The sequence below is a fragment of the Flammeovirga yaeyamensis genome (genome assembly GCF_018736045.1).
Lineage (GTDB): Bacteria > Bacteroidota > Bacteroidia > Cytophagales > Flammeovirgaceae > Flammeovirga > Flammeovirga yaeyamensis.
Map to the genome: position 1 here is coordinate 803,623 of NZ_CP076133.1, position 15,071 is coordinate 818,693.

General features: G+C 37.5%; 6 protein-coding genes. All 6 read right to left on the reverse strand.

The features are described from left to right. Positions 1-21: 21 nt before the first annotated feature. Positions 22-2,220, reverse strand: a complete 2,199-nt coding sequence (locus KMW28_RS23295; protein WP_169661993.1) for a glycoside hydrolase family 3 C-terminal domain-containing protein — start codon at positions 2,218-2,220, stop codon at positions 22-24. A 213-nt stretch (positions 2,221-2,433) separates the two neighbouring features. Further along, on the reverse strand, positions 2,434-5,340 hold the full coding sequence (locus KMW28_RS23300) for a glycoside hydrolase family 2 protein (RefSeq protein ID WP_169661992.1): 2,907 nt from the start codon (positions 5,338-5,340) through the stop codon (positions 2,434-2,436). Positions 5,341-5,350: 10 nt separating this feature from the next. Further along, positions 5,351-8,239: a T9SS type A sorting domain-containing protein gene (locus KMW28_RS23305; RefSeq protein ID WP_169661991.1), complete on the reverse strand. Its 2,889-nt coding sequence runs from the start codon at positions 8,237-8,239 to the stop codon at positions 5,351-5,353. Positions 8,240-8,474: 235 nt separating this feature from the next. Further along, positions 8,475-9,989: a carbohydrate binding domain-containing protein gene (locus tag KMW28_RS23310; protein WP_169661990.1), complete on the reverse strand. Its 1,515-nt coding sequence runs from the start codon at positions 9,987-9,989 to the stop codon at positions 8,475-8,477. A 19-nt stretch (positions 9,990-10,008) separates the two neighbouring features. Then, on the reverse strand, positions 10,009-11,643 hold the full coding sequence (locus KMW28_RS23315) for a RagB/SusD family nutrient uptake outer membrane protein (RefSeq protein WP_169661989.1): 1,635 nt from the start codon (positions 11,641-11,643) through the stop codon (positions 10,009-10,011). A gap of 14 nt (positions 11,644-11,657) precedes the next feature. Beyond that, the gene (locus KMW28_RS23320; protein ID WP_066214030.1) at positions 11,658-14,759 is read right to left on the reverse strand and encodes a SusC/RagA family TonB-linked outer membrane protein; all 3,102 of its coding nucleotides are present in this window, start codon (positions 14,757-14,759) and stop codon (positions 11,658-11,660) included. Positions 14,760-15,071: the final 312 nt, after the last annotated feature.

Consider the following 15,071-nt stretch of genomic DNA (forward strand, 5'->3'; position numbering starts at 1 on the left):
CATTTCTAAATCTTCTCGTTATTATTTATTTATAGTCACACTCTTTGCGCTTAGTGTAGCGCCAAGTTCTTTACTTCTAGGCATTGGCGAAGCACTGCCAATAGAAACCGTAAGTTTACCTCTTGGATTCACTTCCTTACCTTCGTCATCAAAGATGATTCTCTTATCTTGAGGAATAGTGAATGATATTTCTTTTGATTGTCCCGGAGCTAAACGAACTCTTTGGAAGTCCTTTAAAGAGTGGTTTGGAGCACCGAATTTTACCTCATAATCTGATAAGTACAATTGTACTACTTCTTCAGCTTCAACAGTACCTTTGTTGGTTACTGTTACAGTAGCTACTAAATCTTCTTTCGACTTAATTTTATCTTTGTTGAATTTGATATCGCTATAGTCGAATTGCGTATAAGTAAGACCGTAACCGAATGGGTATAAAGGATCCACATCCATGTAGCGGTACGTTCTACCTTCCATAGTGTAATCGTCGTATGCCGGAAGTTGGTCTAACGATTTAGGGAACGTTAATGGTAATTTACCTGAAGGTGATTCGTTACCGAAAACGATATCTGCAATAGCTTCACCACCTTCTTGACCAGGATACCAAGCAAATAGAATAGCATCTGCTACATCAACAATGTCCATCAAGTTCATCGGGCTACCGCCAGTAATAATCACAATCAAAGGATTTTTTGATTTCGATTTGATCTTCTTCAAGTAGTCGATTTGATTTTGAGGAAGTTTGATGTTGTTTCTATCACCTTTAGCATCCGATGCAATGGCTTCACCTTCTTCACCTTCGATCAATCCTGAGATACCAACAACCGCAATACAAGCATCAGCAGAAGCGGCCTCGCCAGTTGACCAATCGATAGGGTTTACATTTGGACGATCCAATAAAATACCTTGCTTGTAGTTGATACTTGTTCCCAAGCTCACTTTACTTACAATACCCTCTAAGATGTTCGTCATTGTACCACTCATACCGAAGTAGTTACCCAATAACACTTCCGAGTTGTTAGCGTTAGGTCCTACCACATAAAGTGTTCTAATATCTTTCTTTAAAGGAAGTGCGTTATTATCATTTTTAAGTAGTACAGCTGATTTTAAAGCCGCTTCGTATGCTAAACGTCTGTGTGTATGACACCCTACAGTATCTGAACTTACATTATTAAAAGGGTTGATTTCTTTTGGATCTAATAAACCCAATTTGATTCTAGTTCTTAGTAAGTTAGTTAAGCGTTCATCAACTTCTTTCTCAGTAATAAGACCTTGATCTATAGCCGCAACAACACTTTCTTTGTATACTTTACCACAGTTTAAATCAGTTCCTGCTTTGATGGCAGCAGCTGTTGCCTCTGCTCCGTCTTTATACACTTTATGGTGGGCATAGAAGTCTAAAATAGCACCACAATCAGATACTACATGACCATCAAATCCCCATTCTTTTCTTAAAATATCGTCTAAAAGTAACTCAGAACCACAAGCTGGCTCACCAAATACTCTGTTATACGCACCCATCACTGCTTCAACATCTCCATCTACTACCAATGTTTTGAAAGCAGGTAAATATGTTTCTCTGAAATCTTTCATCGAAGGAACTGCATCAAAAACGTGACGGTCTTCTTCTGGACCAGAGTGAACCGCATAGTGCTTAGCACAAGCAGCAGCTTGTAAATACTTATCGTGATCTCCTTGTAAACCTTTTACAAAGTGTAAACCCATCTGACCAGATAAATATGGATCCTCTCCATAAGTTTCCTGACCACGACCCCAACGAGGGTCTCTAAAGATGTTTACGTTTGGTGACCAGAAAGTAAGACCAGCATATCTACTTCTGTTATCCATTTCTTGAGCGACTAAGAATTTTGCTCTTGCCTCAGCACCAATAGCAGTACCAATATTTTGCAATAAATCTTTGTCGAAAGTGGCAGCCATACCGATTGCCTGAGGGAACACAGTGGCTCTACCATTTCTTGCAACACCATGTAACGCTTCGTTCCACCAATTATAAGTAGGAATATGTAAACGAGGAATACCCTCACTAACGTCGATTAATTGAGACGCTTTTTCCTCTAGAGTCATAGCACCTAAAAGTGCTTCGATTCTTTCATCTGTATCTCTATACGGATCAAGCCAAATAAATTCTTCTTCTTGAGCCTTTAGCTGAGTTGTTGTTGTTAGGAATAGGAACCCTAAAAAATAAGTTGTAATTCTTTTCATTTCAAAAACGCTGTTTAGTTATTCATTTGCTTAGGTAGACAATATAGCTACTTCAGAAGATGATATTTCAAATTTATATTATTTAAACAGGTTCATCGGTAGTTTATTTGTTTGATTAAGGGGGGAGAAATTAAAAACCCTCATAGAAGGTTACTCTATGAGGGTTTTTGTCGTCGGTCGTCTTATTTCGTCTCAATTAAAAATAGAAGAAAACTATAGTGTTTGTTTTAGTTTTTCTTCTGAAACTCGTTGCTTAATTTCGAATCCATTGAGAACCACAGGAACATCCTGCGCGTAGTTTTGAACAATTACTTTAACAGCCGATTGGCCGTCTGAGTAGATGTAATAAGTAGCTTTTGCTGGATACAAGTTTCCAAGTTTAACACCACTTGTAGGCTCTATTGCTGGAATAGGCATACGATTACCTTTATTGTCTTTTACACTTATCTGGTAAGTGTTTAATTTCTTCTCTAGAATGGCATTTCCTTTTACTCTTGCCAATACTTTAATCGAGTGATGGTAAGTAGTTAACTCATACTTTCCTTTAGGAAGGTTGTTGAACGTTAACTCGATTTGATCGTCTGCTTTTGCAGTCACACCGTCCATCGCTAAGTAAGGTAGGTTACCTAAAAGACCAAATGCAGTATTCCATTTTAAGTCGCCATTTTTAGCAGCAACACTTACCTCTGCATTTTCATAATCTTTTAAAGTAAAGCTTTTGTTTTCGTCCCAACGGTTCCAATCGAATTGTAACAATTGATCTTTACCACCTAGGTCGACTTTAACAATTGGGAAGTCGTTAACATCAGAAATTTCCTTCTTTCTCATATCTGTTGAGTAAGGGAATGTTTCACCTTCCAATGTTGCCGATTTTAACCCTTTCGCTTTTGCTGTAATTTTAAATTTACCTGCATTCAAAGTAGAGTTCAAGATAATTGATGCTGTACCCCAATACGATTTATTTGGGTTGGCGCCAATCTCTTTACCACCGATTAAAACACCTTCACCTTCGATTTTGAAGGATACCATTGTTTCGTTATCACCTACAACTTTGTTGCCGTCTTTATCTACGATATAGGCTCTCACCATTCTCATATCACCGCCACTTGCAAGGATATCAGCATTCTGATCTTCCAATTCTAGTTTTAGTTGATATGCTTTTCCGTATTTGTTCAAAGTATAATCAGCCACTTGTTGACCTCTGATGAAACCTTTGGCTGATAAATCGCCATATTCACCCACTAATCTAAATGTATAAGATGGAGAATTACAGAAAGCCCTGTTAGGGTCATCATCAGGTTTTTGTCTTGCGATTAATTTACCGTCGTTGTATAACTCTACTTCATCACAGTTACTGAAAACTACAATGTTGTTGTTTTTACTTGCTCTTTCATCCGCAATGTACACCATTGGAACATCTGTCATTTCCGATTTATACCAGAAGTTCACAGGGTTAGGTACTCTGAAGATAGAATAAGGTCTTCTTACTTGCATACCCCAATCTTTTTGGAAAGAGAAGTAATCGTGTGCTGTCCAAAGTGCTACCCCAAAACGGTTGGCAGATGCTTTAGATTTCGATACTTCGAATTGGTTGGTTAATGCATCATCAGAACTACCGTGCTCACATAAGAAAGAGAAATCATTCTCAGTTACAGGCATGTTTTGGTAATCCATTGGTGTATAGATATCACAAACTCCAGAGTGCACAGGACCTGTCCAAGGGGCACCGTTAGAACCTGTCATACGTGTAGGATCTTCTTCTTTACAAGCATAGTGTAAACGTTCTACTGGACCTCTATGGTTTAAACCTCCACTCCACATCAAGATCGATGGGTGATTTCTGTGGTTTCTGATCATAATTCTAGTCGCTTCCTCTAGGTTGTCGAACCATTCTCCTTCTACGAAGTGAATCCAAGAAGGTGCTTCTTCAATCAACAAGATACCTAGTTCATCACATGCTTCGATAAATGCATTGTCGTGAGGATAGTGTGCCAAACGAACCACGTTATAACCTGTTTCTTTAAACTGTTCAGCATCTTTTCTATGCAAACTGTTGGCAACAGCATCACCTACATAAGGGTATTGTTGGTGCTTGTTTACACCGACCAATTCAATATTCTCACCGTTTAATAAGAAGCCTTCACCATGGATGAAATCAAATTGTCTAATTCCAAGAGGATTCTCGACAACATCCATCAATTGATCGTCTTGATACACTAAAGTTTGCACTTTGTATAAATAAGGATCATCGATAGACCAACGTCTTAAATTCTCTGTAATACCTGTAGTTTGTTGGAATGTGTGAGATGCTTTTGGCGCAATCTGATAGGTTTCTGTTGCTTTAGTAACTACATAACCCTCTTTATCAACTACTCTTTGAACAACAGTAGTTTTAGATGGAGTAGACTGTGTGTTCTTCACTGTCGATCTGATGTTGATCGTTGCATTGCTTTTCGAGATGGTCGGTGTAGTGATGAATACACCCGCATATTTATCTTCCCAATCGAAAGTAATGTGTACAGGATTCTTCACTACTAAATATACATCACGATACAAACCACTGTAAAGAATATAGTCTCTACGGTCGCCATCAGGAGGAATAACTGGGTTTGGACGGTTGTCTACGCTTAGCACGATAGAGTTAGCACTTCCGTCTTTCTTTACATAGTCTGTTACATCAAAGCTAAAAGGAGTGAAGCCACTCACCATATCTTGACCTACAAACTCTCCATTTACCCAAAGTTTAGTGTTTTGGTGTGCTCCTTCGAACTCTAGAAATACCTTTTGTTCTTTTGTTGCTTCTACCTTTAACTCCTTTCTATAATAGCCAATGTATCTTTGGAAAGTGAGCTGTGAAGAAGTATCAGAAGAGTTATCCAACTCGTTAGAAGAAAGCTTCATTACATGAGGGACATTTACTTTTTCCCATTGGCTATCGTCGAAGCCTGGATCGCTTACTTCTTTTTCGTTGAGTTCACCTCGGTGGAAGGACCACTGTTGGTTAATATCTTGTTTCACTCGAGCTTCTTGAAGCTGTTGAGTGCTCTGGGCATTACCCCATTGGGGCGCAATAAGCCCCAATAGGAAAATACCACAGATAATTAATTCATTTCTTTTCATTGTTTTTGCTTTAGCGTATCAGAATTCGTTTTGTTGTTGTTCCATTTTCTGAAATGATTTTTACCAAGTAAATACCATTTTGATAATTGCCTTCTAGGTCTAACTTCACTTGATTAGCACTTAAGTCGAAAGAGAAAGTATCAACAACTTTACCATTCAAATCGATGATTTCCACCTTTTGAATTCTACTTGATGCTCTCAAATTGATTTCTTGGTGTCCATTCAGTGGATTTGGGAAAAGTGTAATTTGCTCTTCTAATCTAAGGTTGTCATCCGATGATAGGATAGGGTTATAGTTTAACTCATCAAAAGTATCTTCAGCAATATTTAAAGTACTTAAACTACCTCTCTTCACTAATCGAGCAACTAATTCTAGTTCTTGATAATTTACAGGCTCTGCAATGATCGATAAGTCAATATCAATTTCGCTTGTTCCTTCTGCAACTTCTACACGAGCACTTCCCAATAAGAAAGCGTCACCCCAAAGTTCTAATACGATATCACGGTCTTTCGATGCGTTGTAGGATACTTTGTAAGTGTTAGTTGTTCCAGATTCCACTTCATTATCACCAGAAACAAAGGCAATTTCATCCGTTAAAATGCTTTCTAAAGTGAAAGCTAATTTATCGATTGTTGCGGTGCCTGTTTGCGATATCAAATGAATAGGGTAGTTGCCTGAAGGCATTTCTACAGTTGCCTCTGCCGTGTTCATATCAGCGTTAAAGCTTAAAGGTGCAGAAACAGATTCATTATTAATGGTCATCACCACTTCAGAAACATCACTGTCTGATGCACCGTCTACAGCTAATTTATACACCGCCGATTCGTCTACATTTACAGTATAAGAAGTCCATTCTGATTCGTTTAACACGATATCGTAGTTAGTGGCACCGTCTTTAATATTTACACCCTCATTAATTCTATATTTTCCATACTCGTTTACATCATTTAATGAGTGGTAACCAATTGATAAACCACCGATATCAAAATCTTCTGCCTCAATAGTTGAAGGAAGGTCAATATCACTTCTAAATGGAACACGTTGTGTTTGGTTGTAAATATTGATCACTTTCAAGACTACCGAACTTACTGTACCTTCATCATCAGGGAACGTAATTTCTACTGTATTATCTTGTTTAAGTAATGAATGAGGAACAGGAATCTCAATAGAACCAAAGAAGTCTTCTCTGTCTGCTTGATCGTATCCTTTCCAATTATTCAAAGCACTAACAGTTACTCCGTTTACTTTAACTGATGGACGTTTTGTTTTATCGTGTTTTCTACCGATTGACATTCTTAAACGTGCCTCGCCATTTGCTGCATCTAGTTCTACATTTTTAAATGAGAAAGTAAGCTTTTCGTTGGCAGCAATCGTCTTCATATGATCTTCTGAGTAGTACTCTTTTCTAACTGATTTTTTAGAGAAGATCACTGGTCTTTCTAAATCATATGTCAATACCACAGTTTCATGTGGTTCAAGTGTTACACTTTGTGGATTTGTGATATCTTCATCAGAATAAATAGGAGATTCCTCTTTGTAGATCTTTAAGCTTCTTTTATTGACTTTGGATACATTACCCAATCCAGAAACAAAGTTTAAAGCTACAGTTTGATTTTCTCTTCTTAAACTGTTCAAACAAACATAGGCTTTATTACCATCAACAAACGCTTGTACCAATAAATCTTGATCGTTTGTATTAATTCTAACTCTAGTACCATCCACACCTTTCCAAAGGTCGTAGAAGAATCTTTTAGCCGTATAGAAATATCTAGTTGGTTTGTTGTTAACAATTGATTCTTTGTCAGGTCTCCAAAGGTTAGCACCGTAAGGTTCCCAGTCGTTTGCTTCGTAGAACCAAGGAGATTTACCAGTGTTGAAAGGGATAGAGATCAACATACGGTCTTCTCTGTCCATTAGTTCGAACATCAAGTGGTTAGTGGAACGAATCGTCTGAATACTGATGATGTCAGAGTAGATGTTGTTTTCTGTTACTGGAATTCCACCATATTCTGTGATCGCGTGCGGCTTTACTTTACCCCATTTGATGTTACTGTATGTTTCAATCAAATCAAGAATGGCGATAGAATTACTACCTGATCTTTCTGTGTCGCCACCTTTTACGTTGATACCGTCATAAAGGTGAGTAGAAAAACCGTCCATATGTTCACCGGCAACATCCATGAACATCTTCATTCTCGAGTTCCAATGTTCAAAATCCCAAAGTTCTAAAGAAGGCCAAGCCGAAGAGTAACCGACTACTTTTGTATCTAGTCCTTCTTCTTTGAATGCTTTACCTATATCTCTAAAGTATTCCGCTGTTTTTCTGCGAACTGCTGCTTCAGTATATTTTCCATTTTCTGTAAACTCATCTGCATGTACGAAAGGTTCGTTTACCGGCTCGTAATAATCAGGACGGAAATCGTCTTCGTAATTGTATTTGAAATACTTTGCAGCAAACTTGCCTGCTTCATCCGTATCCATTTCCATACGAATCATAGCTGATGGGTGGTCCGTTACCACCATTTGTTTCGTCACATATTTAAAATGTGATGAATTCTTAAGTGAGTTGATACTATTGGCACCATCGACCATAATTTTATTATCAGACGGTAAACCGTTCTGAGAAATATAGTCGTTGTATCTACCAAAAGCACCCCAAAAAGAACGGCCTAAAGTTACGCCCCATTCTTTCAGGTCTTCCATGTCTTGATCTTCGTAGTCTTTACCAGGAGCCATGTGGATATTGAAGTACTTCGTTCTATCCAGCTCGGATACATCATTTAAATAACGTTGAGTTTCAAAGTCAATAGTCACTGCCGTCTGTGCTTCAACTTTGGTAGTCACAAGGATTGTAGCTAACGCCAATACCTTTGTAAAATTGATAAAAAATAATTTCATACCGAATGTTGATTAGTAATAATTCATTAATTCAAATATAGTAGTCATAATAGGGTTAGAGTGGCGAAAATTTTTGCTAAAACAGGGGGTGATTTTATTCTTCCCATGTCTACAACCACTACTTTGCTTCATAGGCCTAAATTATCAAAATTGCCTTTCAATACGTTTAGGCTGTATATGAAAAGAAGCAGAATACCATTTTATAGGTATTCTGCTTCTATTAGAGTACTAATATTTAGTTTACTGGAGGAACTTCATATTCATAGAATTTGAAATTATCGAATAACATTTCGACTTCTCCTGCATCACCACAACCTGGTTGGAAGTGAAGTTTAGCTTCTTCCCAATCCTCAGGAGCTTGTTTATCTGTAAGGATTGTTATCTTCTGCCATGTACCTTCATTTTCAGGTTTCAAGGCATCTGTACAACAACGGCCTAACCATTGTTTGTATCCATCAGACCAACCTGCAGCAGGTTGCATTCTCCAAGTCATTTCAAAGTTATTTCCAGCTGGGTTTGATACTACTTTCACCCAGAATTCTAAGGCATAAGTCTTACCTTTTTCAATCTTGAAGAATCCTTCGTTTTGACCAATTTGTGAATTCGTACCCGCATCCATTTTTACCATCAACGAGTTAGAACCCTCTTGAGCATCAGAACTAGTGTTTGATAGGTAAGTGTTTCCTTTGATGTTGTATGGATCACCAAATGGAGCGATTGTACCGTCTTCAAAGCTTGTATTTACTGTTAGTAAGTTTACTAAGAAAATATTTACGTTTTCATCTGTAAACGTGTCTAATTTCACGAAGTCAGAAGATTCTACTGTACCTACACTAGCATCGTAAGATACTGTTGCTGTTTGAGAGTTTAATAGATCTTGCTCTAAATGTAACTCAATAATACTAGCATCAGCAGGGTTTAATTGGATTGATTTAATCACTGCATCATCAGTACCGTTCACTTTAACACTGAATGCTGGAATTTGAGTTTCATCCACCACATTCATTTCTCTAGAGAATTGTAATTGTACAACACCAGGAAGGTTAGTTTCATTAGCTTCAGTCATTAGAACTGGTAAAGTTGATGGAATAACTTCGATAAAGTCAACCATTACTAATGAATCAGGACGTCCAAAAGGTTCTGCTCTCGAAGAAACTAATCCTACATCGAATTTACCCAATTTCTTGTATTGAACTTCAACAGTTTTAGTGACAAGCGATTCGTCCTCGCCTTCCAATAACCATTCAAAAGTATCAGGAGATCCCGAACTAGTGTCTGTCATTGTTACAATAGAACCCGCTTCAATAACGTACTTACCGTCTTTTACTGAATAGTTACCTTCTACTTTGGTTACTGCTATTTTAGTAGTAATGGTATCTAAAACGTTCACGATAAACAATGAATCGTGATCACGAATACCTGTAGAGTCAGGGAATTGCCATTCAATTTTTAAAGGTACATCACCCACTTCCATGAACTTTACATAAGCTGTTTCTTCATCCAAAACAGAATCGTTGTTGTTGATGAAATAATTTGGTGCAGGAATAGACCATTTTCTAGAAGAATAGCCTTTTGAACCATCTGCAATAGCAATTTGGTTGTTTACCTCTACCGTGATTTGTCCTTGGTATGAGGAGAAAATGGCTACGTCTTGGAAGTCCCCGTGAGGAACTACATCGTCTTTTTGGCAGGATGTGAGAGCAGCTGCAAACGCCATCGCTCCTACGCATATATTTTTTAGAAGTTTCATGTTCTAATTAATTTAATTGTTATTTGATGTTAGGGTTAGTTAGTGCTTCGTCTACTGGAATAGGGAAGTAATCATGTGCTAGTGGCGTGTAAGCTGCTGCACCCTCTCCATATTCTTGTAAAATTGCGGCTTCAGCGTCGTCTGCTGTTGCATAACGTAACACACCGGCTTCAAGAACAAATTCCAATTTAGATAATCTTGTATATTGCTCTTTTACTTTACCCCAACGTCTTAAATCGACCCAACGGATATCATGACCTTCAAACATTAGTTCTTTTGGTCTTTCATCCCACATGATGTGCTCCATTAAAGAGTTAGCATCGTAGTTTAATGGTTCTAACTGAAGTACGCCTGATCTAGCTCTGATTTTGTTAATCAAAGTAACTGCTTCATTTACTGCTGCATCACCTTCTAATTTAAGAATACACTCAGCATACAATAAATAAATATCTGCTAAACGAACAATTCTTTCGTTAATACCTGAGCTGTAGTTATCACCAATACCATCATTTTCGTTTTGGTGGTTTTGGAATTTTCTTAAATAAGATGCTTCACCGTTATTGAAACCTGCTTTTTCAACTTCTTTTTGATAGTAAATAGTTTCATCATCAGCTAAAGCGATAGAAGCTTCACATCTTAAAGAGTACAATCTACCTTCGTTACGACTATCTGCAGGATCCATAGGATCTTCTTTTAATTGCATTGTCATCCAGTACGATGGCATTACAACTCTCCATCCACCTGCACCACCTGGCGCCATTGTTCTTGCTCTTGTAGTACCTTCAGAACCAGTAGGACCATCTAAGTTACCTGCTGCACCAGAACCTTGCTTTTGTGTTGCTGAGAATACTACCTCAAAGATAGACTCTGAGTTGAATTCGTGCTCTGCATCAAAGTTCCAAGAAATCTCTGGAGTTAATTGATACAAGTCAGCACGATCAACGATCTTTTTGTATTCTGCTTTCGCTGAATTATAATCTTTTTCGTTGATATAAACATGACCTAAGAAACTTGTAGCTGCACCCCAAGTAGCACGACCTAAGTTTTTGTCGTCCCAAGACTCAGGAAGTTTTTCTTGTGCATGCTTTAAATCTGATAAGATTAAAGCCAAGATCTCTTCACGATCTGAAAGTGGTTTCGCGAAATCTTCTTTAGAAGTAGGAACTGTTTCGTGAAGAATAATATTACCTTGGTTATAAGTATTGAACAACCAGTAATAGCAAATACCACGAATAAAGTGTGCTTCTGCTAAATACAATTCTTTCTCTTCTTCTAACATGTCGATGTCTACAATATTCTCCAATACTTGGTTAGCACGAAGAATACCCGTATAAAGACCTGCCCACTTTTCTTTTACTACAGAAGTGTTGTCGTTAAAAGAAAGCTTTTGAAGTGCCTGAGCTCCGGCATTCCAGTTGTTAGGACGGCCAGTATCAGATCTTACAGGAGTATTTACTGCTGATGTACCACCAGTAACACCATGTCCTTGTAGTGCACTATATGTGGCCATTAAGCCTTTGAATGCATCTTCTTTAGTTTTCCAGAAGGAATCTTCTGTAATCGTATTTGGATTCTTTACATCGAAATAGTCTGTACAGCTTGATAATGTAGCTGACAAAGCAAGTCCAACGAATATTTTTGATATTAATTTCATGATTGTGAGTAAGTTTAGAATTCAAGTGATAAACCACCTCTGTAAACTGCTGAGATAGGATAGTTACCTCTGTCAACACCTCTAAGGAAGATACTTTGTGAACCTACCTCTGGGTCAAAACCTTTGTATTTCGTGAAAGTGAACGGATTCTGAGCACTTACGTAGAATCTTAAATTGCTCATTTTCATTTTGTTTAATACACTCTTAGGTAAAGTATAACCTAAAGAGATATTTTGAATTCTTAAGTATGAACCATCTTCTAAGAAGTAATCTGAGAATGTACGAGTGTTATAGTGCTCGATCTCATCTCTTGGCATTGGAATTTCCGATGTTGGGTTATATGGAGACCATGCATTAACTAATTCTGCACTTCTCTTAGTTAAGTAAGCGTAAGCTCTTGAACCGTTGTATACTTTAGCACCATAAGAACCGAATAACTGAAGACCTAAATCAAATCCTTTGTAAGCAACATTTAAGTTCAAACCAGCTTCCCATTGAGGAGTACCACTACCTTGATATACACGGTCATCTTGATCAATTACACCATCACCGTTTACATCTACATATTTCAAGTCACCTAACTGAGCAGAAGGAATTAATTCTTGATAAGCACTTAACTCTTCAGGAGTCTTAATAGTACCTTCAGTAGGAATTAAGAAGAATGAACCTGCTGTGTAACCTGGTCTTAAGAATGTAGTAGGCTCCGAGTTTCTAATTAGCATTGGCTCACCACCTGAGATTGATTCAATTGATGGTGCAAGCGATTGAACTATGTTGATGTTTTTAGTGAAAGTACCGTTAACAGTAAATTTCACATCACCAATATTGTTATTGTAACCTAAAGCGATCTCAATACCTTCGTTAGAAAGGTTACCAACGTTTTGCCAAACTCTATCGTAATTGTTTGCAGCAATTGCACCTGTCGAAGGAGGAATTTGTACCGCTAACAACATGTCTTGCTTGTCGTTTTTATAGTAATCAGTTGATAAAGTGATACGACCTTCTAAGAATTCCATATCTACACCAATGTTTTGAGAGATGTTTGTTTCCCAACGGATTGACTTATCAACGAATGTTGGAGCAATTGAACCGAACATTAAATTGTCGCTTCCTTCTCTACCTAATACATAATCTACTTGAGGAATTACGATAGATTGGTAAGGAAGATCGGCCATTAAGTTCTGAAGACCTTGTCCTGCTTTATCTGAACCAGTTTCACCGTAACCGTATCTAATTTTGAAGTTAGAAACAGTAGTTTTGATTGGCTCCCAGAATTTTTCTTCAGAGATGTTCCAACCTGCAGAAACTGAAGGGAAGATACCCCATCTATTTGACTCATGGAATCTTGATGAACCATCACGTCTAACTGAAGCACTCAATAAGTAACGGTTGTCATAAGCATACTGCACACGAGCAAGCATACCAATGTTTTTATTTTCAGAGTAGCTTTGGTCTGCAGCAGTAATTTCGTTTGCAGCACCAATAGATTGTGTATCATTACTAGGGAAGTCTCTAGCGTGGATATAACGTCTATGACCTTTTGATGTTTCAAAAGTAACACCACCTACGAATCCAACTTTATGTTTACCAAACTTTCTGTTATAGGTAGCAGTATATTCTTGGATTGTTCTTTCGTATTTGTAATCAGTGTACTTAAGATCTGCAATAGGGTTAGAAGCATTCAATAAATACTCTCCATCAGTATCGTATACACTCCAAGTAGGAGCAAAGAATTTTCTGTTATCGTTAGCTACTGAACCACCAATGTTTGCGTTTAATTTAAAACCATTGAATAACTCATAGTTAACACGAATGTTACCATTGTAACCGCTATTAGCTGTTTGGTTTGTTTGGTTTAACTTACCTACGAATCTACCCATGTTTTCTGGGTTAGCACCTGGAACAACTACATCTGTTTGACCTGGGTTAATACCTGGCAAGAATGGAGCTTGTTTAATCGCATCGTACTGTAACGCCCATGGTTCGTTGTTGGCTAAACTATTATTCAGACCCATGTTTACTTGGAACTGAAGTTTACCTTTTTTGTAAGTAGTATTTGCTCTTACTGTTTGACGAGCATAGTCAGAACCAATTAAAACACCTTGTTGGTCGAATAAAGTACCAGTGATGTTGTAAGTTAATGCATCAGAACCACCAGAGATTCTTAAACTGTGGTTTTGGATTGGAGCCATATCATTTTGAAGTTCTTGCATCCAATCTGTATCGTAGTAAAGACCTTGCTTGTTTTGATCTAGTGGGTTAAACTTACCAGACTCTTTAAACAAGTTTGTCAATCTATTGATATAAAGGTGATCGTTTGTACCTGCTACATCAATACCAGAAGTAATCTTCTGTACACCATAGTAAGAATCTAAGTTTACTTTCATAGAACCTGCCTTACCTCTCTTTGTTGTGATTAAGATTACACCAGCAGATGCTCTTGAACCATAAATCGCTGCAGAAGCACCATCCTTAAGTACCTCTAAAGATTCGATTTCTTGTGGAGAGATGTTAGGGTTAGAAGTATAAGTCACACCATCTACTACATATAATGGCTCTGAACCACCATCTTGGAATGAGGTGACACCACGAATAGTAATTGTTGAATTCGAACCAGGAGCACCTGATGCTGCTCTTACTGATACACCGGCCATTTGACCTTGTAATGCAGTACCAATATCGGAAGTAGCTAGACGATCAAGATCTTCAGATTTCACTTGAGTAATCGCACCAGTCACTTCTCTTTTCGTTTGCTCACCGTAACCAATTACGACTACTTCTTCTAAAGCTTCAGTGTCATAACCTAAAACGATATCGAATTTAGTTCTATCACCTATTGCAATATCTTGAGATACATAACCAACAGATGTTATTTGTAGTACTGCATTTTTGTTGGGTACTTCAATTGTAAACTTACCGTTTAAGTCAGTAACGGTACCAGTACTTGTTCCTTTAATAAGAACGTATGCTCCAATAATTGGTAGCTGTTCCTCATCTGCAACAGAACCTTTTACTAGAAAAGATTGTGCGAACACGTTCATAGATGAGAGAAGCAGTATGAGGGTCATGATCCCCATACGACTTAGTTGCTTTGTTTTGGTAAAATAAAAACTCATAGTCTCTACATACTAAGTTTTAAAAAATTAATTCATTTGTTCATTTCTGATGATTCAAAACTAGAGCGGAATCTTTTTTTAAGTGTAGAAAAAACTATTACAATAGAGGGGGTAAAAAATAAGCTTAAATCAGATGATATAGATTGTTATAAAATATTAAAAATGCCCCCTAAAAATGTAGCTTAGTTTTGTCTAATAGTAGATTCTAAGAGATTTTTGAAATTTTTTTGGACAGAAAAAAAGTAAGTAGTTTTCATATGATAGTGTGTTAAATAATATATTTGCGAAAAAAATTCCGGGAGGAATGAAATT

Coding starts and splice junctions, on each gene's coding strand:
- KMW28_RS23295 (WP_169661993.1), bottom strand. CDS start 2,220: ATGAAAAGAATTACAACTTATTTTTTAGGGTTCCTATTCCTAACAACA.
- KMW28_RS23310 (WP_169661990.1), bottom strand. CDS start 9,989: ATGAAACTTCTAAAAAATATATGCGTAGGAGCGATGGCGTTTGCAGCT.
- KMW28_RS23315 (WP_169661989.1), bottom strand. CDS start 11,643: ATGAAATTAATATCAAAAATATTCGTTGGACTTGCTTTGTCAGCTACA.
- KMW28_RS23305 (WP_169661991.1), bottom strand. CDS start 8,239: ATGAAATTATTTTTTATCAATTTTACAAAGGTATTGGCGTTAGCTACA.
- KMW28_RS23300 (WP_169661992.1), bottom strand. CDS start 5,340: ATGAAAAGAAATGAATTAATTATCTGTGGTATTTTCCTATTGGGGCTT.
- KMW28_RS23320 (WP_066214030.1), bottom strand. CDS start 14,759: ATGAGTTTTTATTTTACCAAAACAAAGCAACTAAGTCGTATGGGGATC.